19 protein-coding genes are annotated in these 24508 nt (G+C 70.7%); 5 read left to right on the top strand and 14 right to left on the bottom strand.

Annotated elements, in window-relative coordinates; translation table 11 throughout:
- Nucleotides 1-60: 60 nt before the first annotated feature.
- The 7 genes from tldD to Q673_RS27425 all read right to left on the bottom strand — a co-directional run bounded on the left by tldD (nucleotide 61) and on the right by Q673_RS27425 (nucleotide 10015).
- Complete coding sequence (tldD, locus tag Q673_RS27455) at nucleotides 61-1509, bottom strand: metalloprotease TldD (RefSeq protein ID WP_023005910.1); 1449 nt, start codon at nucleotides 1507-1509, stop codon at nucleotides 61-63.
- Nucleotides 1506-5330 carry a YhdP family protein gene (locus Q673_RS27450; RefSeq protein ID WP_023005909.1) on the bottom strand — a complete coding sequence of 1275 codons (3825 nt, stop codon included), beginning with the start codon at nucleotides 5328-5330 and terminating at the stop codon, nucleotides 1506-1508. The genes tldD and Q673_RS27450 overlap by 4 nt, the downstream gene beginning before the upstream one ends.
- Nucleotides 5331-5334: 4 nt before the next feature.
- Complete coding sequence (rng, locus tag Q673_RS27445) at nucleotides 5335-6798, bottom strand: ribonuclease G (protein WP_023005908.1); 1464 nt, start codon at nucleotides 6796-6798, stop codon at nucleotides 5335-5337.
- Nucleotides 6799-6928: 130 nt separating this feature from the next.
- The gene (locus Q673_RS27440) at nucleotides 6929-7540 is read right to left on the bottom strand and encodes a Maf family protein (protein ID WP_031218103.1); all 612 of its coding nucleotides are present in this window, start codon (nucleotides 7538-7540) and stop codon (nucleotides 6929-6931) included.
- Between the two features lie 12 nt (nucleotides 7541-7552).
- A complete protein-coding gene (mreD, locus tag Q673_RS27435) occupies nucleotides 7553-8047 on the bottom strand; it encodes a rod shape-determining protein MreD (protein WP_023005906.1) in 495 nt (164 codons plus the stop codon).
- Nucleotides 8047-8919: a rod shape-determining protein MreC gene (gene mreC / locus Q673_RS27430; protein ID WP_235048506.1), complete on the bottom strand. Its 873-nt coding sequence runs from the start codon at nucleotides 8917-8919 to the stop codon at nucleotides 8047-8049. The genes mreD and mreC overlap by 1 nt, the downstream gene beginning before the upstream one ends.
- Nucleotides 8920-8977: 58 nt before the next feature.
- The gene (locus tag Q673_RS27425; RefSeq protein ID WP_023005904.1) at nucleotides 8978-10015 is read right to left on the bottom strand and encodes a rod shape-determining protein; all 1038 of its coding nucleotides are present in this window, start codon (nucleotides 10013-10015) and stop codon (nucleotides 8978-8980) included.
- 231 nt (nucleotides 10016-10246) lie between these two features.
- Between Q673_RS27425 and gatC the strand changes: the two genes are divergently transcribed.
- Genes gatC through Q673_RS27405 form a run of 4 tightly spaced genes read left to right on the top strand, consistent with a single transcriptional unit; the run spans nucleotide 10247 to nucleotide 14100 of the window.
- Nucleotides 10247-10534, top strand: coding sequence for an Asp-tRNA(Asn)/Glu-tRNA(Gln) amidotransferase subunit GatC (gene gatC, locus Q673_RS27420; RefSeq protein ID WP_023005903.1), 288 nt, complete (start codon nucleotides 10247-10249; stop codon nucleotides 10532-10534).
- A 48-nt stretch (nucleotides 10535-10582) separates the two neighbouring features.
- On the top strand, nucleotides 10583-12043 hold the full coding sequence (gene gatA, locus Q673_RS27415) for an Asp-tRNA(Asn)/Glu-tRNA(Gln) amidotransferase subunit GatA (RefSeq protein WP_023005902.1): 1461 nt from the start codon (nucleotides 10583-10585) through the stop codon (nucleotides 12041-12043).
- On the top strand, nucleotides 12043-13512 hold the full coding sequence (gatB, locus tag Q673_RS27410; protein WP_023005901.1) for an Asp-tRNA(Asn)/Glu-tRNA(Gln) amidotransferase subunit GatB: 1470 nt from the start codon (nucleotides 12043-12045) through the stop codon (nucleotides 13510-13512). Before gatA ends, gatB begins: the two co-directional genes overlap by 1 nt.
- Nucleotides 13513-13548: 36 nt before the next feature.
- Nucleotides 13549-14100 (top strand): cupin domain-containing protein, encoded by a 552-nt coding sequence (locus Q673_RS27405; protein ID WP_023005900.1) that lies wholly within the window; start codon nucleotides 13549-13551, stop codon nucleotides 14098-14100.
- A gap of 78 nt (nucleotides 14101-14178) precedes the next feature.
- On the opposite strand, the gene Q673_RS27400 is transcribed toward Q673_RS27405, so the two are convergent.
- The 3 genes from Q673_RS27400 to Q673_RS27390 are packed head-to-tail and all read right to left on the bottom strand — an operon-like array spanning nucleotide 14179 to nucleotide 17868.
- Nucleotides 14179-15699, bottom strand: coding sequence for an aldehyde dehydrogenase (locus Q673_RS27400; RefSeq protein ID WP_023005899.1), 1521 nt, complete (start codon nucleotides 15697-15699; stop codon nucleotides 14179-14181).
- Nucleotides 15696-17102 carry an aspartate aminotransferase family protein gene (locus Q673_RS27395; RefSeq protein ID WP_023005898.1) on the bottom strand — a complete coding sequence of 469 codons (1407 nt, stop codon included), beginning with the start codon at nucleotides 17100-17102 and terminating at the stop codon, nucleotides 15696-15698. The genes Q673_RS27400 and Q673_RS27395 overlap by 4 nt, the downstream gene beginning before the upstream one ends.
- Nucleotides 17089-17868, bottom strand: a complete 780-nt coding sequence (locus Q673_RS27390) for a gamma-glutamyl-gamma-aminobutyrate hydrolase family protein (RefSeq protein ID WP_023005897.1) — start codon at nucleotides 17866-17868, stop codon at nucleotides 17089-17091. Before Q673_RS27390 ends, Q673_RS27395 begins: the two co-directional genes overlap by 14 nt.
- A gap of 241 nt (nucleotides 17869-18109) precedes the next feature.
- Here Q673_RS27390 and Q673_RS27385 point away from each other — a divergent pair, with 241 nt between their 5' ends.
- Entirely contained in the window at nucleotides 18110-19486 is a 1377-nt protein-coding gene (locus tag Q673_RS27385; protein WP_023005896.1) for a glutamine synthetase family protein, read from the top strand.
- A 12-nt stretch (nucleotides 19487-19498) separates the two neighbouring features.
- On the opposite strand, the gene Q673_RS27380 is transcribed toward Q673_RS27385, so the two are convergent.
- From Q673_RS27380 to Q673_RS27365, 4 genes are all read right to left on the bottom strand, one after another.
- Nucleotides 19499-20167, bottom strand: a complete 669-nt coding sequence (locus Q673_RS27380; protein WP_023005895.1) for a glycine zipper 2TM domain-containing protein — start codon at nucleotides 20165-20167, stop codon at nucleotides 19499-19501.
- 306 nt (nucleotides 20168-20473) lie between these two features.
- Nucleotides 20474-21619 carry an iron-containing alcohol dehydrogenase gene (locus Q673_RS27375; RefSeq protein WP_023005894.1) on the bottom strand — a complete coding sequence of 382 codons (1146 nt, stop codon included), beginning with the start codon at nucleotides 21617-21619 and terminating at the stop codon, nucleotides 20474-20476.
- A gap of 16 nt (nucleotides 21620-21635) precedes the next feature.
- Nucleotides 21636-23018 (bottom strand): aldehyde dehydrogenase family protein, encoded by a 1383-nt coding sequence (locus tag Q673_RS27370; RefSeq protein ID WP_023005893.1) that lies wholly within the window; start codon nucleotides 23016-23018, stop codon nucleotides 21636-21638.
- A 73-nt stretch (nucleotides 23019-23091) separates the two neighbouring features.
- On the bottom strand, nucleotides 23092-24462 hold the full coding sequence (locus Q673_RS27365) for a glutamine synthetase family protein (RefSeq protein ID WP_023005892.1): 1371 nt from the start codon (nucleotides 24460-24462) through the stop codon (nucleotides 23092-23094).
- Between the last annotated feature and the right edge of the window lie 46 nt (nucleotides 24463-24508).

Below are 24508 nucleotides of genomic sequence, written 5' to 3'. Positions count from 1 at the left end.
CCTAAATGAGCATGGCGAGCCGAACGCCAACGCCGTATGGGCGAGCGCAGGCACGTTCCTTCACGAGGCCGTGCCGCCGACGGTCAGCTCGTCCAGTTTGAGCGTCGGCTGGCCGACGCCCACCGGCACGCCTTGCCCCTCCTTGCCGCAGACGCCGATGCCGGTATCGAGTTCCATGTCGTGGCCGATCATCGACACCCGCCCCATCGCCTCGGGGCCGTTGCCGATCAGGGTTGCGCCCTTCACCGGCGCGGTGATCCGCCCGTCCTCGATCAGGTAGGCCTCGCTGGCCGAGAACACGAACTTGCCCGAGGTGATGTCCACCTGGCCACCGCCGAAGCTCACCGCGAAGAGGCCTCGGCGCACGCTCCTGATGATGTCGGTGGGGTCGTCCTGGCCGGCCAGCATCAGGGTGTTGGTCATGCGCGGCATGGGCAGGTGGGCGAAGGACTCGCGACGGGCGTTGCCGGTGGGCGCCATGCCCATCAACCGGGCGTTGAGCTTGTCCTGCATGTAGCCGGTGAGGATGCCGTCCTCGATCAGCGTGGTGGCCTGGCCCGGGGTGCCCTCGTCGTCCACGGAGAGCGAGCCACGCCGGTCGGCGAGGGTGGCGTCGTCCACCACCGTCACCCCGGGGGCGGCGACGCGCTGGCCCATGCGCCCGGCGAAGGCCGAGCTGCCCTTGCGGTTGAAGTCGCCCTCCAGGCCGTGGCCCACCGCCTCGTGGAGCAGGATGCCGGGCCAGCCCGGCGCCAGCACCACCGGCAGCTGGCCGGCCGGGGCGTCGACCGCCTCGAGGTTGACCAGCGCCTGGCGTACTGCCTCCTTCGCATAGCGCTCGGCCACCCCCTCGTCACGCAGCCGCGACATGGGGTAGCGGCCGCCACCGCCGGCGCTGCCCCGCTCGCGGCGGCCGTCACGCACGGCGATCACGCTGACGTTGAAGCGCACCAGGGGGCGGATGTCCGCCGCCAGGGTGCCGTCGCTGCCGCGCACCAGCACCACCTCGTGGACCCCGGAGAGCGAGGCGCTGACCTGGCTCACCGCGGGGTCGGCGGCGCGCGCCGCGCGATCCGCCGCCTTGAGCATGGCGACCTTCTCCTCGGCGGAGAGCCCGGAGAGCGGGTCGACCCCGGCGTAGCGGGCGGCGGGCGCCACCGCCACCGGCACGCCGGCGGTCAGGCGGCTGCCGTGGCGCACGATGCCGGCGGCGGTGCGCCCGGTCTCGGCCAGGGCGTCGGCGGTGATCTGGTTGGAGTAGGCGAAGCCGGTCTTCTCGCCGGCCAGCGAGCGCACGCCCACCCCGCCGTCGATGCTGTAGCTGGCCTCCTTGACCTCGCCATCCTCGAGCACCCACCCCTCGTGCCAGCTGCGCTGGAAGTAGAGGTCGGCGTAGTCGATACCCGGCCCCAGGGCGTGGCCCAGGCCGGACTCCAGGTCCTCCAGGGAGAGCCCGCCGGGCGCGAGCAGGATGCCGGCGGCTTCGTCTAGCTGTGCGTGTCGGGTCATTCGGCGCTTTCCACTGAGATCTGCGGCGCGGTCCAGGGGCCGCGCACGCGGTAATGAATTCGGGTCACGCTGTCGATGGCGTCGCCGAACAGGCGATCGGCGATGAACAGGGCACCCCCCACCACCGGGGCACCGGCGATCACCGCGGCCAGCGGCAGGTTGCGGCTGATGGGTACCGTGACCCCCAGCCCCATGTCGAGTTCCCGCCGCGCCAGGTCGACGCTGCCGTCCAGGGTGAAGCGGGTCGCGGGCCCCTCGACCTCCACCGGCCCGCGGGTCTCCAGGGTGCCACCATACAGGGTCGCCGCGCCGCTGACACGGTCGAAGGCGGTGCCCTGGCCGGTCACGTCGGAGAAGTCCAGGCGCAGCCGGCGTACCAGGTTGTCCAGGTTGAGCAGTCCGACCAGCCGTGCCGGGGCCGACTCCAGGTTGACGAAGCGCCCGTCGCGAAGCTGTGCCTCGACGCTGCCCCGGGAGCGCTCCAGGGCGAACTGCCAGGGCGTGCCGGGCCAGGCCAGCTGGCTCCTGACCCGGGTCTCGGCGCTGCGGATGGCGGGGGGCTGGCCGAGGCGCTCCAGCGCCGTCCCCAGGTCGCGACCGTCCAGGTCGAGCCGCGCCCGGGTCAGGCTGGCCTCCGGACCGGCGGCCTCCCAGACCAGTTCGCCCCGGGCGCTGACCTGGCCCAGGGTCAGCCCCAGCGGCACGATGCTGAGCCGCTCGGGGGTGGCCCGCCAGCGGGCGGTGAGGGGCCCCAGGCGCTGCCCCTGGCGGGTGATCTCGGCGATGCGCAGCCGCCCGGCGGGCAGCGTCGCCACCCAGTCGGGCAGCGGCTCGGGGGCCGGCGGCGTGGCGACCTCGTCGAGCAGCGACCCGGCCCGGGCGGTGGCGGGCGTCAGGGGGTCCAGCGCCAGGCGGGTCAGGCCGATGTCCAGTGGCTCGGCCAGCCCCGGCCGGTAGTCGAGCTGGCCCGCCAGCAGGCTGCCCTCCAGCCCCAGGCGCCAGCCGCCGCCGGCCTGGGGACGCGCCCTGGCCTGGAGCGAGCCCAGGCAGCGCTGCTCGTGGGAGAGGCAGTCGCTCTCAAGGCGCACCTCGCGCAGCGCCTGGGCACTCGTCCCGCCGCCAGCGACCCCACCGCCGAGGGCGGCGGCCCACTCGGCCGGGGCCAGGCGGGGCAGGTAGGCATCCACCCACCAGCCCTCGCCGGCCGGCCAGTCGCCGCCGGCCGGGCGCCCCAGCCACACCTGGCCCTGGCCCGAGGTGCCATCGAGCCGCCGCCAGCGCAGTGCCAGCGCCTCGCCCAGCCACCCCTCCAGCCGGCCCCGGGTCAGGTCCATGTCGAGTCGCAGGGGGCGAACCTCGCCGGCTGCCTTGCCCAGGGGCGACGGCAGGTCGATGGCGAGGCCGGTGAGGTCGCTGGCAAGGCCCAGGCTGACGCTCGCCTCGGCGATCGCCAGGCGGCCCTGCCAGTCGACGGCCCCCGCGAGCGGCCCCGCCAGCGAGGCGACATCGCCCAGCGCCAGCAGGGGGGCGATCTCGGCGCGTCCGGAAAGGTCGAGGCCGCCGGCGGCGGTGTCGATCTCGGCACGCACCGGGCCACCCAGTGCCCGCCCCTCGAGGCGCCCCTCGAGGCCGCCCGCCGCGCCCTGCTGGCGCCAGGTCAAGGGCCCCTCGAGGTCACGGAAGGCGAGCCCCAGGGGGGCGTACTCGAGGCGCGGGAAGGCGGCCTGGGTGGTGACCGTGAGCGCGATGGCCTCCGGGTCGTCCAGGGGTAGCGCAAGGCTCAGGTCGCCCTCGGCGCGCCCCTCGGCCCACCAGTCGTCGAGTGCCTCCATGCCGGCCACCGGCATCGCCGGCAGGAAGTCGCGCAGGGCCTCGGCGTCGGCCGCGACGGCGCCCTCCACCTGAAGGCGCTCGTCGGCCAGGCGCACACGTCCCTCACCGGCCTGGACGCCGAGGCTCTCGGCCCGCGTCACCTCGGCGTCGAGCACGCCGTCGTCGAGGCGCAACCGCCCCTCGACACCGTCGAGGGCCGGCCAGCCCGGGGCGATGGGCAACCGGCCATCGCGGATCGCCAGGTCGAGTCCGAAGCTCGGCGCCAGGCGCTCGCCACTGCCGCCGGAGAGCGGCACGTGCAGGCGCAGCGAGCCCTCGGGGACCCGGCCGGCCACGCCCTCGGCGAGCCAGGCGCGCAGCTCGTCGCCGAGGATCTTGACCGGCAGCCACTCGACCAGCGGCGTCGCCACGGCGTCCACCTCTTCCAGGGCCAGGGTCAGGCCGAAGCCGCCCCGGGCACCGCGCCCGGTGGAGAGGCCGAAGCCGCCGCGCACCGTGGCGCCGTTCCAGACCACCTCGAGATCGCGGCCGCTGACCATGCTGCGCGGGCCATCGTAGGACCAGTGCACCTCCCCCGAGGCGCGCTCGAGGGCCATGGGGCCGGCGAAGACCTCGGGAAAATGCAGCGTGGCGGCGTCATCGCCGACGAAGCGCACCCGGCCGTTGCCGCCGCGCGCCTCCACCCACATGTCCAGGGGACCACCTCCCGGGGCCTGCTGCCAGGGGGATACCGCCACGCCGCGCAGCGCGGCCCGGGCCTCCCACTCGCCGTCGCGCCGCCCCAGCGCGAAGCCCATCACCCGCCCGCGCGGGTCGAGGCTCTCCACGGCCCGGCCCAGCGCCTCGGGCAACGGCACCCGGTCCCGCCAGGCGGCCAGGGAACCGAGGTCGAAGGCGCCGGTGGTCAGCCACCAGCCGGCATCGTCGCCGCGCAGGTGCCAGCGATAGGGCAGCGCCGGCCCCCAGCGTCCCGCCAGGTCGTCCGGCTCGCTGGCGTCGCGGCTCTCGGCGTCGCCCTCGAGCCACGCCTCCCAGCCTGTCTCGCGGCGCAGCCACTGGCCACGGGCGGTGACGCTCTCCAGGGCCAGCTCATGGCGCTCGCCGGCCGAGTCGGCATGGCTCACCGCCAGGCGCTCGACGTCCAGCGCCAGGCGCACGTCCTCCAGGGCGGCGCGATGCCAGCGCCCCCACAGCCGCGCCTCGCCGCTGGCCTCGTCGAGGCGCAGCGGCTGGTCGCGCCCCAGCACCGCGGCCAGCGCCACCAGGCTATCGAGGCGCATGTCGGCCTGCAGGGCGGCGTTGAAGTCGCCGAGCCCCCGGGGCCCCGGCAGCACCTCCAGGACCACCTGCATGGCGATGTCACGGTCGCCGACCAGGCGCAGGGTGCCCTCGAGATGGGCGCGGCGGGCATCCCCGGTCATCAGCAGCCGCGGCGCCTCGAAGGCCACCTCCCGGTCGCGGCCGTGGAGTACCACCCGCACCTCCTCGGCCCAGGCGCGCTGGCGCAGCAGCACGCCGACCCAGAAGTCGAGGCGCTCCAGGTCGAAGGGCTCGTCGGGCTGCAGCACGGGCGGCAGATCGGCGGGTGGGGGCCAGTGCCAGCCACCATCGGCGGCCTGGTAGAGGTGCAGGGTCAGCCCCTCGAGGCGGGCGTCCTCCACCACCGGCAACCCCTCGCGCAGGCTTCGCCAGGTGTCCAGGCGCAGGTGGCCGGCCTCGACCTCGAGCAACGGCCGGTCCCCGGCGCGGGTGCGCAGGTCGAGCCCCTCCACGGCGAGGTGGGGGTCGAGGCGCGAGAGCCCCCCCTCCAGCCCGGCGAGGCTGACCTCGGCGCCGAAGCGCGCCGAGAGCAGCGCCTCGAGCCGCGGCGTCAGCCCATCCACCATGCCCAGCGCCAGGCGCGCCGCCAGCGTCAGCAGCGCCAGCGCCGCCAGCAGCAGGGCCAGCAGGGTCAGGGTCCAGCGGATCAGCGGGCGAAGCGCGGCCATGGGCTCACATCAGCACGATGTCGTACTGCTCCTGGGAGTAGTGGGTCTCGACCTGGAAGCGGATCGGCTTGCCGATGAACTCCTCCAGGTCGGCCACCGCCGCCGACTCCTCGTCGAGCAGGCGGTCCACCACCGCCTGGGCGGCCAGCACCATGTAGGTCTCGGCGCTGTAGGCGCGCTCCTCGCGCAGGATCTCGCGGAAGATCTCGTAGCAGACGGTCTCGGGGGTCTTGAGGGTGCCACGCCCCGCGCAGGTGGGGCACGCCTCGCAGAGGGTCTGCTCGAGGCTCTCCCGGGTACGCTTGCGGGTCAGCTGCACCAGGCCCAGCTCGGTGACCCCGGTACACTTGGTCTTGGCGTGGTCGCGCTCCAGCGACTTCTCGAGCATGCGCAGCACCTGGCGCTGGTGCTCGGTGTCCTCCATGTCGATGAAGTCGATGATGATGATGCCGCCAAGGTTGCGCAGGCGCAGCTGGCGGGCGATGGCGGTGGCGGCCTCGAGGTTGGTCTTGAAGATGGTCTCCTCGAGATTGCGGTGCCCCACGTAGCCGCCGGTGTTGACGTCGATGGTGGTCATCGCCTCGGTGGGGTCGATCACCAGGTAGCCGCCGGACTTGAGCTGCACCTTGCGCCCCAGCGCCTTGTGGATCTCGTCCTCGACGCTGTAGAGGTCGAAGATCGGCCGCTCGCCGGCGTAGTGCTCGATGCGCTCCACGGCGTCGGGCATGAACTCCTCGGCGAACTCGATCAGCTTGACGTAGTTCTCCCGGGAGTCGATGCGCACCTTCTCGATCTCGTGGCGCATCACGTCGCGCAGGATGCGCATGAACAGCGGCAGGTCGTCGTAGATGACGCTGGGCGCCGGCGCGGTGACCTTGCGCTCGCTTACCTTGCGCCACAGCCGCAGCAGGAAGTGCATATCGGCGGCGAGCTCCTCGACCCCCACCCCCTCGGCGGCGGTGCGCACGATGAAGCCGCCGGTCACCTCCAGGGTCTGCTGGGTCTGGGCCTCCTCGATCAGGGCCCGCAGCCGCTCGCGCTCGCGCTCGTCCTCGATGCGCTGGGAGACGCCGTGGTGGGGGGCATCGGGCATGTAGACCAGGTAGCGCGAGGGCACCGAGAGGTGGGTGGTGAGCCGCGCCCCCTTGGAGCCGATGGGGTCCTTGGTGACCTGCACCACCAGCGCCTGGCCCTCGTGGAGCAGGTGGCCGATGGAGAGCTGCTCATCGGCCGGGGTGCCGGGGGGCATCACCTCGTGGGCGTGGATGAAGGCGGCCCGGTCGAGGCCGATATCCACGAAGGCCGCCTGCATGCCCGGCAGCACCCGCACCACGCGCCCCTTGTAGATGTTGCCGACGATGCCGCGCCGCCGGCTGCGCTCGATGAAGGCCTCCTGCAGCACGCCATTCTCCACCACGGCGACACGGGTCTCCATCGGCGTCAGGTTGATCAGTACTTCGCCGCTCATGCGGAAATCCTTGTCCAGATTGCTTTGCGGCCATTATGACATAGAGCCCCGCGCCCCAGGCGTTGAGACGCGCCACGCGAGCCGCCGGCTCGCCGGCGGCCTGGCCGGCGCGTCACCCGAGAAGAGGCCCTCAGGCGAGGGCGCCGTCCCAGAGCGGCACGCCCTGGCGGCGCAGCAGCGCGGCGGTCTCGAAGAGCGGCAGCCCCACCACCGCCGAGTGGCTGCCGGCGATGCGCTCGACAAACACCGCGGCCAGCCCCTGGATGGCGTAGCCGCCGGCCTTGTCGGCGGGCTCGCCGCTCGCCCAGTAGGCGGCGATCTCGGCATCCGAGATCTCGCGCATCGCCACCCGGGTGGTCACGCAGGCATCGAGCAGCCCGGCGGGGCCGCTCACCGCCACCGCGGTGAGCACCCGGTGCTCACGGCCGGAGAGCGAACGCAGCATGGCGGCGGCATGCGCGGCATCCTCGGGCTTGCCGAGGATCTCGCCGTCGCGCACCACCGCGGTGTCGGAGCCCAGGGTCGGCAGCTCGCCATGCCCTGCCCCCGCCCGGGCCTTCTCCCGGGCCAGGCGGATCACATAGGCCTCGGCGGCCTCGCCGTGGTGCGGGGTCTCGTCGATGTCGACCGGGCGCACCGTCACCGGGACGCCGATGGAGGCCAGCAGCTCGCAACGCCTGGGCGAGGCGGAGGCGAGACAGAGCACGGGCGGGGCCGTGGGCATGGGAGAGGCAGTGGGCATGGGAGGGCTCCGTCAGTCGCGGGCCAGGCGCCGCCCCAGCAGGTTGAACAGGGTGGCGAACCAGGGCCAGAGCAGCGCGCCGATCAGCGACGGCGTCAGGAAGGCGAGGTGGATGGAGAAGCTGCCCACCAGGGTGCGCAGCCACTGGTCGGCGAGCTGCACGCTGCCCAGCAGCACCAGCACCATCAGCGCCTGCTGCACCAGCGAGTAGGCGCGGAAGCGTGGATAGACCAGCGCGGAGAGGAAGGCCAGCAGCGACAGCAGCAGGGCGTTGTGGCCGAGCACGGCGCCCTCGATCAGGTCGAGCAGCAATCCCAGCACGAAGCCATGGAAGACCCCCACCCGATAGGGGGTCTTCATGCACCAGTAGACCAGCATCAACCCCAGCCAGTCGGGGCGCCAGAGCTGCCAGCCCTCGGCCAAGGGCATCACCTGCAGGCAGAGCGCCAGCAAGAGCGAGAGCCAGATCCAGGGCAGCGCCAGGTTGGCGGCGGAGGGGGGAGCCATCAGCGCGCCTCCTCGTCGTCGACGCCCGCCACCGCCCGCGCGGCCTCGATGGCGACGGCACTGAGCTCGCCCTCCCAGGCCTCGAGGGGACGACGCTCGGGCGGGAACAGCAGCAGGAAGTGGCGCGAGCGCTGCAGCTGCGCCACCGGCTCGGCGGTGACCCGGGCGAAGGGCTCGCCGGGGTCATGCACCACCTCGCCCACCCGCGCCACTGGGTAGCCCGGCGGGAAGCGCCCGGCCAGGCCCGAGGTGACCAGCAGGTCGCCCTGGCGGATGTCGGCGGTATCGGGGACGTGCAGCACGTTCAGGCGGTCGTAGCGCCCGCCGCCCTGGAGGATGAAGCGCAGGCCGTTGCGGTTGACGCGCACCGGCAGCGCATGGCTGGCGTCGGCCACCATCAGCACCCGACTGGAGTAGGCCGACACCGAGGTGACCTGGCCCACCAGGCCGGCGGCGTCCATCACCGGCTGGCCCACGCGCACGCCGTCGCGCCGGCCGCGGTCCACCACCATCTGGTGAGCGAAGGGGTCAGGGTCCAGGGAGAGCAGCTCGGCGGTGATGAAGGGCACCTCCTGCTGGCGGGCGGCGGCGAGCAGCTCGCGCAGGCGCACGTTCTCGGCGGTGAGGTCGGCCATGCGCTGTACGCGATGGGAGAGGGTGAGGATCTGCTCGCGCAGGCGCTGGTTCTCCTCCACCAGCGCCCGCTGGTCGGAGAGCGCCAGGGTGCTCCAGCTGAGCACGTCACTGGGCAGGCTGACCACCCACTGGATGGGCGCCACCAGCGTGGAGAGCTGGGCACGCACCTCCTCCATCCGGGTCAGGCGCAGGTCGGCGACCATCAAGCCCACCGCCAGCGCACCGCACACCAGCAGGCGGTAGACGGGCAGCGGTCCATGCGAGAACAGCGGCTTGATGACGCGTCCTCCCGGGTCAGTCGCTGGAGAGCAGCTCGAAGGTGTGCTGGTCGATCATCTCCAGGGCCTTGCCGCCGCCGCGGGCCACGCAGGTCAGCGGATCCTCGGCGACGATCACCGGCAGGCCGGTCTCCTCGGCAATCAGCTTGTCCAGGTCGCGCAGCAACGCGCCGCCGCCGGTGAGCACCAGGCCACGCTCGGCGATGTCGGAGGCGAGCTCGGGGGGCGACTGCTCCAAGGCGTTCTTCACCGCCGCGACGATGGAGGCCAGGGTCTCCTGCAGGGCGTCGAGGATCTCGTGGGAATTGAGGGTGAAGCTGCGCGGGATACCCTCGGCCAGGTTGCGGCCGCGCACGTCGATCTCGCGCAGCTCGCCACCGGGATAGGCGCAGCCGATCTCCTCCTTGATGCGCTCGGCGGTGGCTTCGCCGATCAGGCTGCCGTAGTGGCGGCGCACGTAGCCGATGATCGCCTCGTCGAAGCGGTCGCCGCCGACGCGGATCGACTCGGAGTAGACGATGCCGTTGAGCGAGATGATGGCGATCTCGCTGGTGCCGCCACCGATGTCGACGACCATGGAGCCCTGGGCCTCCTCCACCGGCAGGCCGGCGCCGATGGCAGCGGCCATGGGCTCCTCGATCAGGAACACCTCGCGGGCACCGGCCCCCTCGGCGGACTCCTTGATGGCGCGCCGCTCCACCTGGGTCGACATGCAGGGCACGCACACCAGCACCCGGGGGCTTGGCGTCAGGAAGGTGCTCTGGTGGACCTTGCGGATGAAGTGCTGGAGCATCTGCTCGGTGACGGTGAAGTCGGCGATCACCCCATCCTTCATCGGACGGATGGCGGTGATGTTGCCGGGGGTGCGGCCCAGCATGCGCTTGGCGTCGGAGCCCACGGCCGCCACGCTGCGCATGTTGCCGGACTGGCGGATGGCCACGACCGATGGCTCGTCGAGCACGATACCGCGGCCGCGGACGTAGATCAGCGTATTGGCCGTGCCCAGATCGATCGACAGATCGCTGGAGAACAGCCCCCTCAAGCGTTTGAACATGGAAGTCGTTACCTAGTGCAGTCCGGGAACCCTGTGCGGAGGCAAACGGTATCACCGCACCCCACCCGCAGCAAGCGAAACGCCCGCGGCACGGGGCATCCTCGCCAGGCGAGGCGAGACGCAGCGTGAGGCCTCGACGACCGGCCGCGACGGCGCCACTGCCACTGCCCGAAAGGCGGCGATTGTGGTACCGTCTCGGGCCTGATTTTCTCCATCGAGGACACCCGACTCATGGCGCTAGAACACGCTGACGTGCTCCGGGCCGCGCACCTCGCCCGGCTCGGCCTCACCGACGACGAGGCCGCCCACTACCAGGCGGACCTCGGCCGCATCCTCGAGATGGTCGACCGCCTTCAGGCGCTGGACACCGAGGGCGTCGCCCCCCTGGCCCACCCGCTGGACACCACCCAGCGGCTGCGCGCCGACGAGGTCACCGAGAGCGACCAGCGCGACCGCTTCCAGCGCAGCGCCCCCGCGGTGGAACAGGGCCTCTATCTGGTCCCGCGGGTGGTCGAGTAACCCTCGCCCCTCTTCCTGTCCCGGCAATGCCCACGGAGCCTCCGGCCCATGCATGACAAGACACTGACAGAGCTCGCCGCCGGCCTCGCCGCCGGTGAGTTCATCAGCCGCGAGCTGACCGAGCACCTGCTCGCGCGCATCGAGCGCCTCGACGGCACCCTCAACAGCTTTATCACCGTCACCGCAGAGCAGGCCCTGGCCGCCGCCGACGCGGCCGACGCCGCCCGTGCCCGCGGCGAGGCCGGGGCGCTGACCGGCGTCCCGGTGGCGATCAAGGACCTCTTCTGCACCGAGGGGGTGCTGACCACCGCCGGCTCGAGGATGCTGGCCGACTTCGTCTCCCCCTACGACGCCACCGTGGTGGAGCGACTCAAGGCCGCCGGCACGGTGAGCCTCGGCAAGCTCAACCTGGACGAGTTCGCCATGGGCTCCTCCAACGAGAACAGCGCCTTCGGCGCGGTGAAGAACCCCTGGGACACCCGCGCCGTGCCGGGCGGCTCCTCCGGCGGCAGCGCCGCCGCCGTGGCCGCGGGCCTGGCCCCGGCGGCCATGGGTACCGACACCGGCGGCTCGATCCGTCAGCCGGCGGCCTTCTGCGGCATCACCGGCCTCAAGCCCACCTACGGCCGGGTCTCGCGCTGGGGGATCATCGCCTACGCCTCGAGCCTCGACCAGGCCGGCCCCATGGCACGCTCGGCCGCCGACTGCGCCCTGCTGATGAACGCCATCGCCGGCCTCGACCCCCGGGACTCCACCAGCGTGGCCCGCGGCGTGCCGGACTACACCGAGGAGCTCGCCGCCCCCCTCGCCGGGCTGAAGATCGGCCTGCCCAGGGAGTACTTCGGCGACGGCCTCGCCCCCGAGGTGGAGGCCGCGGTGCGCGAGGCGGTCAAGGTCTACGAGTCGCTGGGTGCCACGGTGCGCGAGGTGAGCCTGCCCCACACCCACTACGCCATCCCGGCCTACTACGTGATCGCCCCGGCGGAAGCCTCCTCCAACCTGTCGCGCTACGACGGCGTGCGCTTCGGCTACCGCTGCGAGGCGCCCTCGGACCTGAACGACCTCTACAAGCGCTCCCGCGCCGAGGGCTTCGGCGAGGAGGTCAAGCGGCGCATCCTGATCGGCACCCACACCCTCTCCGAGGGCTTCTTCGACGCCTACTACAAGAAGGCGCAGCAGGTGCGCCGGCTGATCCGCCAGGACTTCCTCGACGCCTTCGAGGAGGTGGACGTGCTGATGGGCCCGGCCTCCCCCACCCCGGCCTTCGACCTGGGCGCCAACAAGGACCCGGTGACCATGTACCTGCAGGACATCTACACCATCGCCGTGAACCTGGCCGGCATCCCCGGCATCAGCGTGCCGGCGGGCTTCGCCGGCGGCCGCCCGGTGGGCCTGCAGATACTCGGCACCCACTTCGCCGAGCCGCGCCTGCTCAACGTCGCCCACCAGTTCCAGCAGGCCACCGACTGGCACCTGCGCCGCCCCGAGCTTGCCGAGGAGACCGCCTGATGCAATGGGAAACCGTGATCGGGCTGGAGGTGCACGTCCAGCTCGCCACCCGCTCCAAGATCTTCTCCGGCGCCTCCACCGCCTTCGGCGCCGAGCCCAACACCCAGGCCTGCGCCGTGGACCTGGGCCTGCCCGGCGTGCTGCCGGTGTTGAACGAGCAGGCGGTGGCCATGGCCGTGCAGTTCGGCCTGGCGATCCACGCCGAGATCCCCGAGGTCTCAGTGTTCGACCGCAAGAACTACTTCTACCCGGACCTGCCCAAGGGCTACCAGACCAGCCAGATGTACCACCCCATCGTCGGCCCCGGTGAGGTGGAGATCACCCTGGAGGACGGCAGCACCAGGCGCATCCGGGTGCACCATGCCCACCTCGAGGAGGACGCCGGCAAGTCGCTGCACGAATCCTTTTCTGACGGCATGGGCCACGCCATGACCGGCATCGACCTCAACCGTGCCGGTACGCCGCTGCTGGAGATCGTCTCCGAGCCGGACATGCGCTCGGCCAAGGAGGCGGCCGCCTACCTCAAGGCGATCCACTCCATCGTGACCTACCTGGGGATCTCGGACGGCAACATGGCCGAGGGCTCGATGCGCTGCGACGTCAACGTCTCGGTGCGCCCCAGGGGCCAGGAGACCTTCGGCACCCGCGCCGAGATCAAGAACGTCAACTCCTTCCGCTTCGTGGAGCGCGCCATCGAGTTCGAGGTGGAGCGCCAGATCGAGCTGATCGAGGATGGCGGCGAGGTGGTCCAGGAGACGCGCCTCTATGATCCCGAGCGCGACGAGACCCGCAGCATGCGCACCAAGGAGGAGGCCAACGACTACCGCTACTTCCCCTGCCCCGACCTGTTGCCGGTGGTGCTCGATGACGCCTACGTCGATCACCTGCGCGAGGCCCTGCCGGAGCTGCCCGCCGACAAGCGCGCCCGCTTCCAGGACGAGCTCGGCCTCTCCGCCTATGACGCCGGGGTGCTCGCGGCGAGCCGCGAGATGGCCGAGTACTTCGAAGTGGTCAAGGACACCTGCGGCGATGCCAAGCAGGCCGCCAACTGGGTCCAGGGCGAGCTCGCAGGCGCGCTCAACCGCGAGGGGCTGGCCATCGGCGACAGCCCGGTCAGCGCGCGCCAGCTCGGCGAGCTGATCGCCCGGGTGATGGACGACACCATCAACGGCAAGGCCGCCAAGCAGGTCTTCCAGGCGCTGTGGAACGGCCAGGGCGAGAGCGCCGACGAGGTGATCGAGGCCAAGGGGCTCAAGCAGGTCACCGACACCGGCGCCATCGAGGCGATGATCGACCAGGTGATCGCGGACAGCCCCGCCCAGGTGGCCCAGTACCGCGACGCCGAACCCGAGAAACGCGGCAAGATGATCGGCTACTTCGTCGGTCAGGTGATGAAGGCCTCCCGCGGCACCGCCAACCCGCAGCAGGTCAACGCGCTTCTCAAGGAGAAGCTGGACGCCCTGTGCTGAGGCACGCGGCGAGGGATAGAGCCAAGGAGACGCGCCATGGCCGATGACGTCGGCGAACGCCTGCGCACCCTGCGCACCCTGCGTGGTATCTCCCAGCGTGAGCTGGCCAAGCGCTGCGGGGTGACACACTCCAGCCTGTCGCTGATCGAGCAGGGCAAGGTGAGCCCCTCGGTGAGCTCGCTGAAGAAGATCCTCGACGCCATCCCCATGAGCGTCGGTGACTTCTTCACCATGGACCTGGAGAACGGCCGCCGAGTCTTCTATTCGGCTGAGGACCTGGCCGACGTGGGCGCAGGCGACGTCATCTACAAGCTGGTGGGCGCCGATCGTCGCGACCGGGCCTTGGCCTTCATGATCGAGACCTATCCCCCCGGCGCCGACACCGGCCGCGAGATGATCGCCCACCAGGGTGAGGAGGCCGGCGTGGTGCTGGAGGGAGAGATCGAGATCACCATCGGCGCCGAGTCGCGAATGCTGAAGGCCGGCGAGGCCTACTACTTCGAGACCAACGTGCCCCACCGCTTCCGCAACCCGGGCGGCGAGCCCTGCCGCCTGGTGAGCTGCGCAACCCCTGCCCGGGCCTTCTGAGGGCCGGGCTCAGCCCTTTTTTACAATAAGGCCGACGCCATGGCGCCGGCCTCGTCGCGTGGCGGGTGATCGCGCGGCTCAGGTGGCCAGCGACATCCACACACTCTTGAGGTCGGAGTACTCCTCGAGGCTGTGGTGGGACTTGTCGCGGCCATTCCCGGACTGCTTGACCCCGCCGAAGGGCATGGTCTGGTCGCCGCCGGCCCAGTTGTTGACGAACACCTGGCCCGAGGCCAGCCGCCGGGTCACCCGCATGATGCGGTCAATGTCCTGGCTCCATAGCCCCGCCGCCAGGCCGTAGACGCTGTCGTTGGCCAGGCGCACCGCCTCCTCCTCGGTGTCGAAGCCGAACACCGCGAGCACCGGGCCGAAGATCTCCTCGCGGCCGATGGCCATCTCGGGGGTCACGCCATCGAACACCGTGGGCGGGATGAAGAGCCCCTTGCCATCCACCTCGGTGGCCTCGCCACCGGCGCGCAGTCGGGCGCCCTCCTCCTGGCCACGGCGGATGAACTCCAGCACCCGGCGGTGCTGGGTCTCGTCCACCATGGCGCCCATGAAACTCTCCGGGTCCAGCGGGTCGCCGGGCTGCATGGTCTCGGCCGCGGCCACTAGCTTGTCGATGAAGGCCTCGCGAATGCTGTTCTCCACCAACAGCCGGGAGCCGGCGATGCACACCTCGCCCTGGTTGTGGAAGATCGCCTCGGCGGCGTGGCGAGCCACCTTATCGAGATCCTTGCAGTCGGCGAAGACGATATTCGGGCTCTTGCCGCCGCACTCCAGGTAGAGGCGCTTGAGGTTGGACTCGCCGGCGTACTGCATCAGCTGCTTGCCCACCCCGGTGGAGCCGGTGAAGGCGAGGCAGTCCACCCCCATGGAGAGCGCCAGCGCCTTGCCCACGGTGTGGCCGAAGCCCGGCAGCACCTGGAAGACGCCCCGCGGCAGGCCCGCCTCCTTGGCCAGCTGGGCCAGGCGCAGCGCCGAGAGCGGCGACTTCTCCGAGGGCTTCAGTATCACGCTGTTGCCGGCGGCGAGCGCCGGGGCCACCTTCCAGGCGGTCATCATCAGCGGGAAGTTCCAGGGCACGATGGAGGCCACCACGCCCAGCGGCTCGCGCAGCACCAGCGCCAGGGTATCCTCGCCGGTGGGGGCGACCTCGCCGTAGAGCTTGTCGATGCACTCCGCCTGGTAGCGGAAGCAGGCGATGGCGCCGCTCATGTCGCCCAGCGAGCTTGCGATCGGCTTGCCCATGTCCAGGGTGTCGAGCAGGGCGAGATCGGCCTTGTGGGCCTCCATCAGGTCGGCCAGGCGCAGCAGCGTCTTCTTGCGCCTGCCCGGGGCGAGGCGCGACCAGGCGCCGCCATCGAAGGCGGCGCGGGCGTGGCTCACCGCCACGTCGGCGTCGGCGGCGTCGCAGCTCGCCACCCTCGCCAGCACCTCGCCGGTGGCCGGGTTGGTGCTCTCGAAGGTCTCGCCGCTGGCGGCGTCGACGAAAACGTCGTTGATGAAGGCGCGGGTCTCAAGGCCTTCTCCGGCGGTCAGGTCGGCGGCACGTTGCTTCCACTCGGCCCGGGTGCGGGGCATCTCGGGGCGACTCATGCGGAGGTCTCCTCGTGCTGTTCGGTGGTCGTGTCGGCCAGTCGGGCCAGGGTAGCATCCAGGGCGGCGCGCGCCTTGTCGACGAGCTCGTCGATCTCGGCGTGGGTGATCACCAGCGGCGGCGAGATGATCATGGTATCGCCCACCGAGCGCATCACCAGCCCCGAGGCGAAGCAGAGGTCGCGGCACAGGTTGCCCACCGCCAGCGCCTCGTCGAAGCGCTCGCCGGTGGCGGGGTCGACCAGCTCCAGGGCGCCGATCAGCCCCAGCGAGCGCGCCTCGCCCACCAGGGGATGCGCGGCGAGGGCCTGCCAGCGCTTCGCCAGGTGGGGGCCGAGGTCGTCGCGTACCCGCTCGACCACGCCCTCCGCCTCCATCAGCTCGAGGTTCTTCAGGGCTACCGCGGCGCAGGTGGGGTGGCCGGAGTAGGTGAAGCCGTGGAAGAACTCGCCGCCCTCCTCGATCAGGGTGTCGGCGACCCGGTCCCCCACTAGCACCCCGCCGATGGGCAGGTAGCCGGAGGAGAGCCCCTTGGCGATGGGCATCAGGTCGGGCGCAAGTCCGTAGTGCACGCTGCCGAACCACTCGCCCAGGCGGCCGAAGCCGCAGATCACCTCGTCGGCCACCAGCAGGATGTCGTACTTGGCGAGCACCGCCTTCACCGCCGGCCAGTAGCTCGCCGGGGGAATGATGGCGCCGCCGGCACCCTGCACCGGCTCGGCGATGAAGGCGGCCACGTTCTCCTCGCCGAGCTCGAGGATCTTCGCCTCCAGGGCCGCGGCGCAGTCGCGCCCGAAGGCCTCGGGGTCCTGGCCCTCGGATCGCCCTTCTCCAAACCGCCCTTCTCCAAACCAATAGGGCTGGCGCACATGGGCGATCTTCGGCACCAGGGGGCCGCCCTGGGCGTGCATGGGGGCCATGCCGCCGAGGCTCAGCCCGGCCACGGTGGAGCCGTGGTAGGCGTTCTCGCGGCCGATCACCCACTGCTTCTCGGGCTGCCCCTTCAGGGCCCAGTAGCGGCGCACCATGCGCAGCACGGTGTCGTTGGCCTCGGAGCCGGAGCCGGTGAAGAAGACGCGGTTGAGGTGCCCGGGCGCCAGGCGGCAGAGGGTCTCGGCGAGCCTCACCGCCGGCGGGTGGGTGGTCTTGAAGAAGTTGTTGTAGTAGGGGAGCTGGCGCATCTGGGCGGCGGCCGCCTCCACCAGCTCCTCGCGGCCGTAGCCGAGGTTGACGCACCACAGGCCGGCCATGCCGTCGAGGATGCGGTTGCCCTCGGAGTCGATGATGTAGACCCCCTCGCCACGCTCGATGATGCGGCTGCCCTCCTCGCCCAGGGCCTTGAAGTCGGTGAAGGGGTGCAGATGGTGGGCGCGGTCGAGGCGCTGGTAGTCAGGCGTCTGCATGGTCGAGGGCTCCCGGGGACTGGACACGGTGGGCGTGACGCGCCCCGCAGGCCGCGGCGAAGGCGCGGAACAGGGCGTCATAGAGGGGGTGCTCGCGGGGCTGCCACTCGGGGTGCCACTGCACCGCCAGGGCGAAGCCCGAGGCATCGCGCACCGAGATCGCCTCGACGAGCCCGTCCGGGGCGTGGGCCTCGGCGACCAGGCCCGGCCCCAGGCTGGCGATGCCCTGCTGGTGCAGCGAGTTCACCCGCGAGGCGGGCTCGGCATACAGCGCGGCCAGCCGACCGCCGGGCACGATGGCAAGGTCGTGGCTCGGGGCGTACTTCTCCGCCCGCTCGCCCTCGGGCTCGCGGTGGTCCATCAGCCCCGGCACCGTCTGCACCGCCTGGTGCAGGGTGCCGCCGAAGGCCACGTTGAGCTCCTGGAAGCCGCGACAGATGCCGAACAGCGGCAGGCCGAGATCGAGGGCGGCGGGAACCCAGGCCAGGGCGGCGGCATCCCGATCCCGATCGTCGCGGGTATTTTCCGGGGCCCGCTCGGCGCCGTAGCGGCCCGGTGCCATGTTGGTGTAGCTGCCGGTGAGCAGCAGCCCATCAAGGTGGGCCGGCAGGTCGCCGGCCACGGCATCCTCCCAGACCGGCAGGATCACCGGCGCCAGGCCATAGTCGCGCAGCGCGGCCAGGTACTTGTCGGTGACCATGTGGGCCGGATGGCCCTCCACCTCGCGACGGCAGGCGATCACGCCCACCAAGGGTCGGGACGTCATGGCGCCCTCCTCTCGGTTATGAAGCCAGATGTTATGCTTTGCTCAACATAGCGCGTCACACCGCCGATGCCAAGCGACACCCCGGAAGACGTCAGAAAGGATAATTAAAGCCTGAAGAAAGAGGCAACCTCGAGGCGCCGGCGCGGCGGACAGCCGGCCGGCTCGCCGTAAAGAATTTGACAACACCCCGAGCCACCCTCAAAGATAGCGCCATGCCAAGCAGAACAAGGGACGTCACGCCATGTCGCCACACCCCGCCGCCGAGGCGCGAGACTTCCTCGCCCGTCATCCCGAGATCGAGACCGTCGACCTGCTGATCAGCGACCTGAACGGCGCGCTGCGCGGCAAGCGGGTGGCGAGGGAGAACCTCGAGAAGGCCTACACCCAGGGCATCAACCTGCCCGCCTCGGTGTATGCCCTGGACATCCTCGGCAACACCATCGAGGAGACCGGGCTGGGGCTGGCCAGCGGTGACGCCGACCGGGTCTGCCGGCCGTTGCCCGGCACCCTGATGCCTACGCCCTGGCGCCGCCAGGGGCGTCAGGCCCAGCTGCTGATGGCCATGGAGGAGCCGGATGGGACGGGTTTCTTCGCCGAACCACGACGGGTGCTGGCGCGCCAGCTGGCGCGCCTGGCCGAGCGCGGCCTGACCCCGGTGGTCGCCGTGGAGATGGAGTTCTACCTGGTGGATCGCGAGCGCGATGCCGCCGGCGGCATCCAGCCGCCCTGCTCGCCCGCCACCGGCGAGCGGGCCCACCACAGCCAGCTCTATTCGGTCGGCGAGCTCGACGAGTATGCCGACTTCCTCGGCGAGGTGCAGGCGGCCGCCGAGGTCCAGGGGCTGCCGCTGGACACCATGCTCAAGGAGTGTGCCCCGGGCCAGTTCGAGATCACCCTCAAGCATGGCGCGGACGTGCTGGCCGCCTGCGACGCGGCGGTGCTGCTCAAGCGGCTGATCAAGGGGGTGGCCCAGAACCACGGCGTCGAGGCCACCTTCATGGCCAAGCCCTACGGCCTGGAGGCGGGCAACGGCACCCATGTGCATATCAGCCTGCTGGACGCGGCCGGGGAGAACGTCTTCGCCGACGCCGAGGGCGACGTGCTGGGCAGCACGACGCTGAAGCAGGCGATCGCCGGTCTGCTGGCGCTGATGCCGGCGAGCGTGGCGCTGTTCGCGCCGAACCTCAACTCCTTCCGCCGCTTCCAGCCGGGGCTCTACGTGCCCATGGCCCCCACCTGGGGCTTCGACAACCGCTCGGTGGCGATCCGCATCCCCTCCGGGCCCAACGCGGCGCGGCGCCTGGAGCACCGGGTGGCCGGTGCCGACGCCAACCCCTACCTGCTGCTGGCCGCCCTGCTGGCCGGCATCGAGCACGGCCTCTCCGGCGAGCTCGCGCCCCCGCCCCCGATCACCGGCAACGCCTACGACCAGGTCGCGCCCAGCCTGACCAACAGCTGGCGCCAGTCACTGGAGCTGCTCGAGGCGAGCGAGCCGCTCCGCGCGGCCCTGGGCGGCGACTTCCTCGGGGTCTTCCTGGCCAACCGCCGCGCCGAGCGTGACCAGGCGATGCAGCATGTCAGCCGCCTGGAGACCGACTGGTACCTGCGCCACGTCTAGGCGCGGCGCGCCTTATGCCTCGGTGATGGCCTCGGCCGACGCCTCCCCGGACCCGGCCCGCCACTGCACCTCGCCGTCGACGACCGGCAGGCGCTCGGCCTGGGGGGGCTCCTCCAGGCGGTGGATGAGCTCCTCGCCATCGAGGCGGTAGGTGACGTCATAGCCGTGGGTCTCCTGGTGCGTCTCCATGACCGTGCGGCACTGCTCCTCGGTGATCACCCGCTCGCGGGTCTCGTAGCGCGTCTCGTAGCGCACCTGGCCGCCCGCCTGGGCATGCTGGCGCGCCTCGACCCGCTCCTGCACCTCGCGCCCGGCCAGGGCACCGCCGATGGCGCCGGCCACGGTGGCGATCTTCTTGCCACTGCCGCCGCCCACCTGGTTGCCCAGCAGGCCGCCCACCAGGGCCCCCGCCGCGCTGCCGACGATGCGGTGCGGGTCGCGGCTCGCCGCCGGCCCGGAGGGGGCCTGCACCGGTACCTCCACCGGCACCTGCTCGGTGACCACCCGTTCCACGTCCTCGCACACCTCACGGGGACGCTCCACGCTGCGGGTCACCGGCTGCACCCCCACGATCTCTGCGTAGCGGGGACCGCTCGGCTGCTGCACCTGCCAGGCCCCGAAGGCCAGCCCGCCCAGGCCCAGCACGGACAGGGTCGTCCCTACCACGATCGACTTGTTCATCTGTCACCTCCTGTAGTGAGTGGCATACCACTCGCTGAAACACCATCGGGCTCCAGGCGTGAGTGACCCTATCGGGGAGTAACGATGAGAGAGGCGGCACGCTCCAGTGCCACCCGATGGGGAGCAGTATACGTGAGGGCACAGGAGCAGACGGCGCAGGCAGGCGGCTTCCACAGACTCTCCCTGGCCGTCTCCAAAAGGAGACAGCCAAGGCATTACGCGGGTCTCACGACACTCGCCGATGCCCGGGAGACAAGGCGCACGACTCGAGCGGGGCCCCAACCAGGGGCCGAGGGCGAACGTCGCCTACAGGCAGCGCTGGAACAGCGTCTTGAGGTTTTCGACGGTCAGAGGCACCGGGTTTCCACCACAGCTGGGGTCCTGGATCGCCATGGCGGCCAGGTCGTCGAGGCGATCCGGGGTGACCCCGACCTCGGAGAGGGTGCGCGGGATGCCCAGCCGATCATTGAGTTCCTGGGCGAAGGCCCGGAAGCCATCGAAGCCGTCCGCGATGCCCAGATAACCGGCCGCCATGTCGAACCGCTCGCGGATCGCCTCGGCGTTGAACTCGAGCACCGCCGGCATGCAGATCGCATTGGTGGTGCCGTGGTGGGTGTTGAAGACGGCGCCGATGGGGTGGCTCATGGCGTGGATGGCGCCCAGCCCCTTCTGGAACGCCGTGGACCCCATGAGAGCCGCACTCATCATGTGCGCCCGTGCCTCCAGGTCCGTGCCGTCGGCATAGGCGCGCGGCAAGTACTCCTTGACCAGGCGCATGCCCTCCAGGGCGATGCCCTGGCTCATCGGGTGATAGTGCGGGCTGGAGAACGCCTCGACGCAGTGGGCGAAGGCATCCAGCCCGGTACCGGCGGTGATCGGCCTGGGCATGCCGACCGTCAGTTCGGGATCGCACAGCACCACCCTGGGCAGCACCCTGGGATGGAAGATGATCTTCTTCTCATGGGTACGGGAGTTGGTGATCACGCTGGCCCTACCGACCTCCGAACCGGTCCCGGCGGTGGTGGGCACCGCCACGATGGGGGCGATGGCCTCGGCATCCGCGCGCTGCCACCAGTCACCGATATCCTCGAAATCCCACACCGGACGCGTCTGGCCGGACATGAAGGCCACCATCTTGCCCAGGTCCAGCCCCGAGCCACCGCCAAAGGCGATTACCCCGTCGTGGCCGCCAGCCCGGAACGCCTCGACCCCTGTCGCCAGGTTCCGCTCGTTCGGATTGGGATCCACCTCGGCAAACAGGTGGCGGCCAAGCCCCGCGGCCTCGAGGATATCCAGCGCTGTCCGGGTGATCGGCAGGTCCGCTAGGCCACGGTCGGTAACCAGCAGCGGTCGGCTCATGCCCGCCTCGGCACAGGCCGCGGGCAACTCCTCGATGCGACCCGCACCGAAGCGGATGGCGGTGGGATAGGTCCAGTTTCCGGTCAGCATCATGTCGTCACCCTCTTCGTCATGTTGTTGTTTTCTTTAGATAGTAGGACTTCGGCCGGGTCAGGTTGTGGTAGCCGATCACCGACAGGCCACCGCCGCGCCCGGTCTCCTTGCAGCCGGTCCAGCACAGGCCAGGGTCCAGGTAGTCGGCGCGGTTCATGAACACGGTGCCGGTCTCGACACGGTCTCCCACCCGCTGGGCCCGCTCGATATCGGCGGTCCACAGGCTGGCGGTCAGGCCGAAGCGGCTGTCGTTCATCAGCCGGATTGCCTCCTCATCGTCCGCCACCGGCATGATGCCGACCACCGGCCCGAAGCTCTCATCACGCATCACGCGCATCTCATGGCTCACCCGGGTGAGGAGCTGCGGCGTCAGGTAGGCGCCCCCATCATCCTCGGGCTTGCGGGCGATATGCGCCCTGGCACCGGCCGCCAGGGCCTCGTCGATCTGGGCACGCACCTCCCGGGCGAAGCGGATATTCGCCATCGGACCGATATCGGTATCGGCGGCCAGGGGGTTGCCCAGCTTGTAGCCCTCGACGATCGCAACCGCCTTGTCGACGAAGGCCTCGAAGAGGCTCTCGTGCACATAGATGCGCTCGATCCCGCAGCAGCACTGCCCCGAGTTGAACATCGCGGCGTCGATCAGGGTGGCGACCGCGGCATCGAGGTCGGCATCCTCCATGACATAGCCCGGATCCTTGCCGCCCAGCTCCAGGCCCAAGCCGATGAAGGTACCGGCCGCCGCCTGCTCCATGGCGCGCCCTCCGCCGACCGAGCCGGTGAAGTTGACGAAGTCGAAGGCCCGCTCGGCGATCAGGGCCGAGGTCGTCGCGTGATCCAGGAAGACGTTCTGGAACACCTCCTCCGGCACCCCGACCGAGTGGAAGGCCCGCGCCAGGCGCTCGCCCACCAGCAGCGTCTGGGTGGCATGCTTGAGCACTACCGTATTCCCCGCGATCAGCGCCGGGGCCAGGGTGTTGATCGCGGTCATGTAGGGGTAATTCCAGGGGGCCACTACCAGCACCACTCCATGCGGGACTCGCTTGATGAAGCGCCTGACCGTGGCGTCCTCCCCCACCGCGATGTCCGCCAGCGCCTCCTCGGCGATGGCCGCCATGTGGGCGCCGCGCTCCTCGAAGCCAGCGAACTCGCCGCCATAGCGAACCGGTCGGCCCATCATGTGTGCCAGCTCCGGCACCACCTCGTCGTTCATCTCCCCCACCGCGGCGATACCCGCCCGCACCAGCGCGATCCTTTCCTGGACAGGGCGTGCCGCCCAGCTCGCCTGGGCCGAGCGCGCCCGCGCCGCGGCCTGCTGCGCGGCCTCTAGCGACAGGGCCTCTCGCTCGGCGTAGACCGAGCCGTCGATCGGCGAGATGCATGTCAGGATGTGACCCATCGTCTTCTCCCATGTGTGGAAAGTGCGTCTCCCCTGCCCTCGTGGGCAGGGGTCCGGTCGGCATAGCGCGGCGTCACGAGCGCTCGAAGCCGCGTGCCACCTCGTAATCGGTCACCACCCGGTCGAAGTCCTCGAGCTCCACCTCGGCGGCGCGACTGTAGTGATCGACCACCGCATCCCCCATGGCCTCGCGCAGCATGGCGGACTCCTTCAGGGCGTGCATGGCATCGCGCAGGGTCTGCGGGATCAGGCCCGTCTCCCCCTCGTAAGTGTCCCCCATGGCGGGCGGCGGCAGCTCGAGCGCCTCCTCGATGCCCTTGATGCCGGCGGCGAGCTGTCCCGCCATGGCCAGGTAGGGGTTCAGGTCAGAACCGCCGATGCGACACTCGATGCGCACCGCCCGTGTGTTGTCGGCGCAGAGACGAAACCCGGCGGTACGGTTGTCGACCGACCAGACCGTTCTGGTCGGGGCGAAGGAGCCCTTCTGGAAACGCTTGTAGCTGTTGATATAGGGGGCCAGGAAGCAGGTGTAATCCGCCGCATACTTCAGCAGGCCGGCCAGGTAATGCTTCATCAGTGCCGACATGCCATGGGCATCACTCTCGTCGAAGAAGGCCGGGGTATCTCCCTGCCACAGCGACTGATGGATATGGGTGGAACTGCCCGAATGGCCGTGATGCCACTTGGGCATGAAGGTCACCGCCCTGCCCTGCTGCCAGGCGATCTCCTTGGTCGCATGCTTGGCGATGGTGTGATAGTCCGCCGTATCGAGCGCCTTCGCATAGCGGATATTGAGCTCACCCTGGCCGGATCCGGCCTCGCCCTTGGTGCCTTCCACCGGTATGCCGGCCGCATAGAGATGGTTGCGCAGGGGGCGCAACACATGCTCTTCCTTGGTGGTCTGGAGGATATGATAATCCTCGTTATAGCCGCTGATCGGCTCGATATCGCGGAAGGCGTTGCGGCGGATCTCGTCGAAGCTCTTCTCGAACAGGAAGAACTCGAGCTCGGTGGCCATGAGCGCATCGAACCCCAGCGCCTCCAGCCGTGCGAGCTGGCGCTTGAGGATGGTGCGCGGGGCATGGGGCACCGGCTCGTGGGTGTGATGATCCAGCACATCGCACAGCACCATGACGGTGCCCTGAAGCCATGGGACGGGGCGCAGCGTGGTCAGGTCCGGCTTCATGATGTAGTCGCCGTAGCCGGCACTCCAGGAGGTGCTGGCATAGCCATCTGGCGTTTCCATCTCGAGATCGGTGGCCAGCAGGTAGTTGCAGCAATGGGTCTCGCCCCAGCCGTCCTCCACGAAGTGGCGCGCATGGAGCCGCTTGCCCATCAGGCGCCCCTGCATGTCGACGATGCACGCGAGCACCGTATCCACCTCACCGCTTCCCACCTTGGCCTTCAGGTCCTCAAGGGCATCCAAAGCCAGCGCGTTGGTCATTGCCGACGCTCCTCATCGCATCCAGAAATCCATGCCGGCCCCGGTC

It is taken from the genome of Halomonas sp. PBN3 (assembly GCF_000475415.1).
Taxonomy (GTDB): domain Bacteria; phylum Pseudomonadota; class Gammaproteobacteria; order Pseudomonadales; family Halomonadaceae; genus Halomonas; species Halomonas shengliensis.
This window is presented reverse-complemented; position numbering and strand designations above follow the sequence as displayed.

Coding starts and splice junctions, on each gene's coding strand:
- tldD (WP_023005910.1), bottom strand. CDS start 1,509: ATGACCCGACACGCACAGCTAGACGAAGCCGCCGGCATCCTGCTCGCG.
- Q673_RS27450 (WP_023005909.1), bottom strand. CDS start 5,330: ATGGCCGCGCTTCGCCCGCTGATCCGCTGGACCCTGACCCTGCTGGCC.
- rng (WP_023005908.1), bottom strand. CDS start 6,798: ATGAGCGGCGAAGTACTGATCAACCTGACGCCGATGGAGACCCGTGTC.
- Q673_RS27440 (WP_031218103.1), bottom strand. CDS start 7,540: ATGCCCACTGCCTCTCCCATGCCCACGGCCCCGCCCGTGCTCTGTCTC.
- mreD (WP_023005906.1), bottom strand. CDS start 8,047: ATGGCTCCCCCCTCCGCCGCCAACCTGGCGCTGCCCTGGATCTGGCTC.
- Q673_RS27425 (WP_023005904.1), bottom strand. CDS start 10,015: ATGTTCAAACGCTTGAGGGGGCTGTTCTCCAGCGATCTGTCGATCGAT.
- gatC (WP_023005903.1), top strand. CDS start 10,247: ATGGCGCTAGAACACGCTGACGTGCTCCGGGCCGCGCACCTCGCCCGG.
- gatA (WP_023005902.1), top strand. CDS start 10,583: ATGCATGACAAGACACTGACAGAGCTCGCCGCCGGCCTCGCCGCCGGT.
- gatB (WP_023005901.1), top strand. CDS start 12,043: ATGCAATGGGAAACCGTGATCGGGCTGGAGGTGCACGTCCAGCTCGCC.
- Q673_RS27405 (WP_023005900.1), top strand. CDS start 13,549: ATGGCCGATGACGTCGGCGAACGCCTGCGCACCCTGCGCACCCTGCGT.
- Q673_RS27400 (WP_023005899.1), bottom strand. CDS start 15,699: ATGAGTCGCCCCGAGATGCCCCGCACCCGGGCCGAGTGGAAGCAACGT.
- Q673_RS27395 (WP_023005898.1), bottom strand. CDS start 17,102: ATGCAGACGCCTGACTACCAGCGCCTCGACCGCGCCCACCATCTGCAC.
- Q673_RS27390 (WP_023005897.1), bottom strand. CDS start 17,868: ATGACGTCCCGACCCTTGGTGGGCGTGATCGCCTGCCGTCGCGAGGTG.
- Q673_RS27385 (WP_023005896.1), top strand. CDS start 18,110: ATGTCGCCACACCCCGCCGCCGAGGCGCGAGACTTCCTCGCCCGTCAT.
- Q673_RS27380 (WP_023005895.1), bottom strand. CDS start 20,167: ATGAACAAGTCGATCGTGGTAGGGACGACCCTGTCCGTGCTGGGCCTG.
- Q673_RS27375 (WP_023005894.1), bottom strand. CDS start 21,619: ATGATGCTGACCGGAAACTGGACCTATCCCACCGCCATCCGCTTCGGT.
- Q673_RS27370 (WP_023005893.1), bottom strand. CDS start 23,018: ATGGGTCACATCCTGACATGCATCTCGCCGATCGACGGCTCGGTCTAC.
- Q673_RS27365 (WP_023005892.1), bottom strand. CDS start 24,462: ATGACCAACGCGCTGGCTTTGGATGCCCTTGAGGACCTGAAGGCCAAG.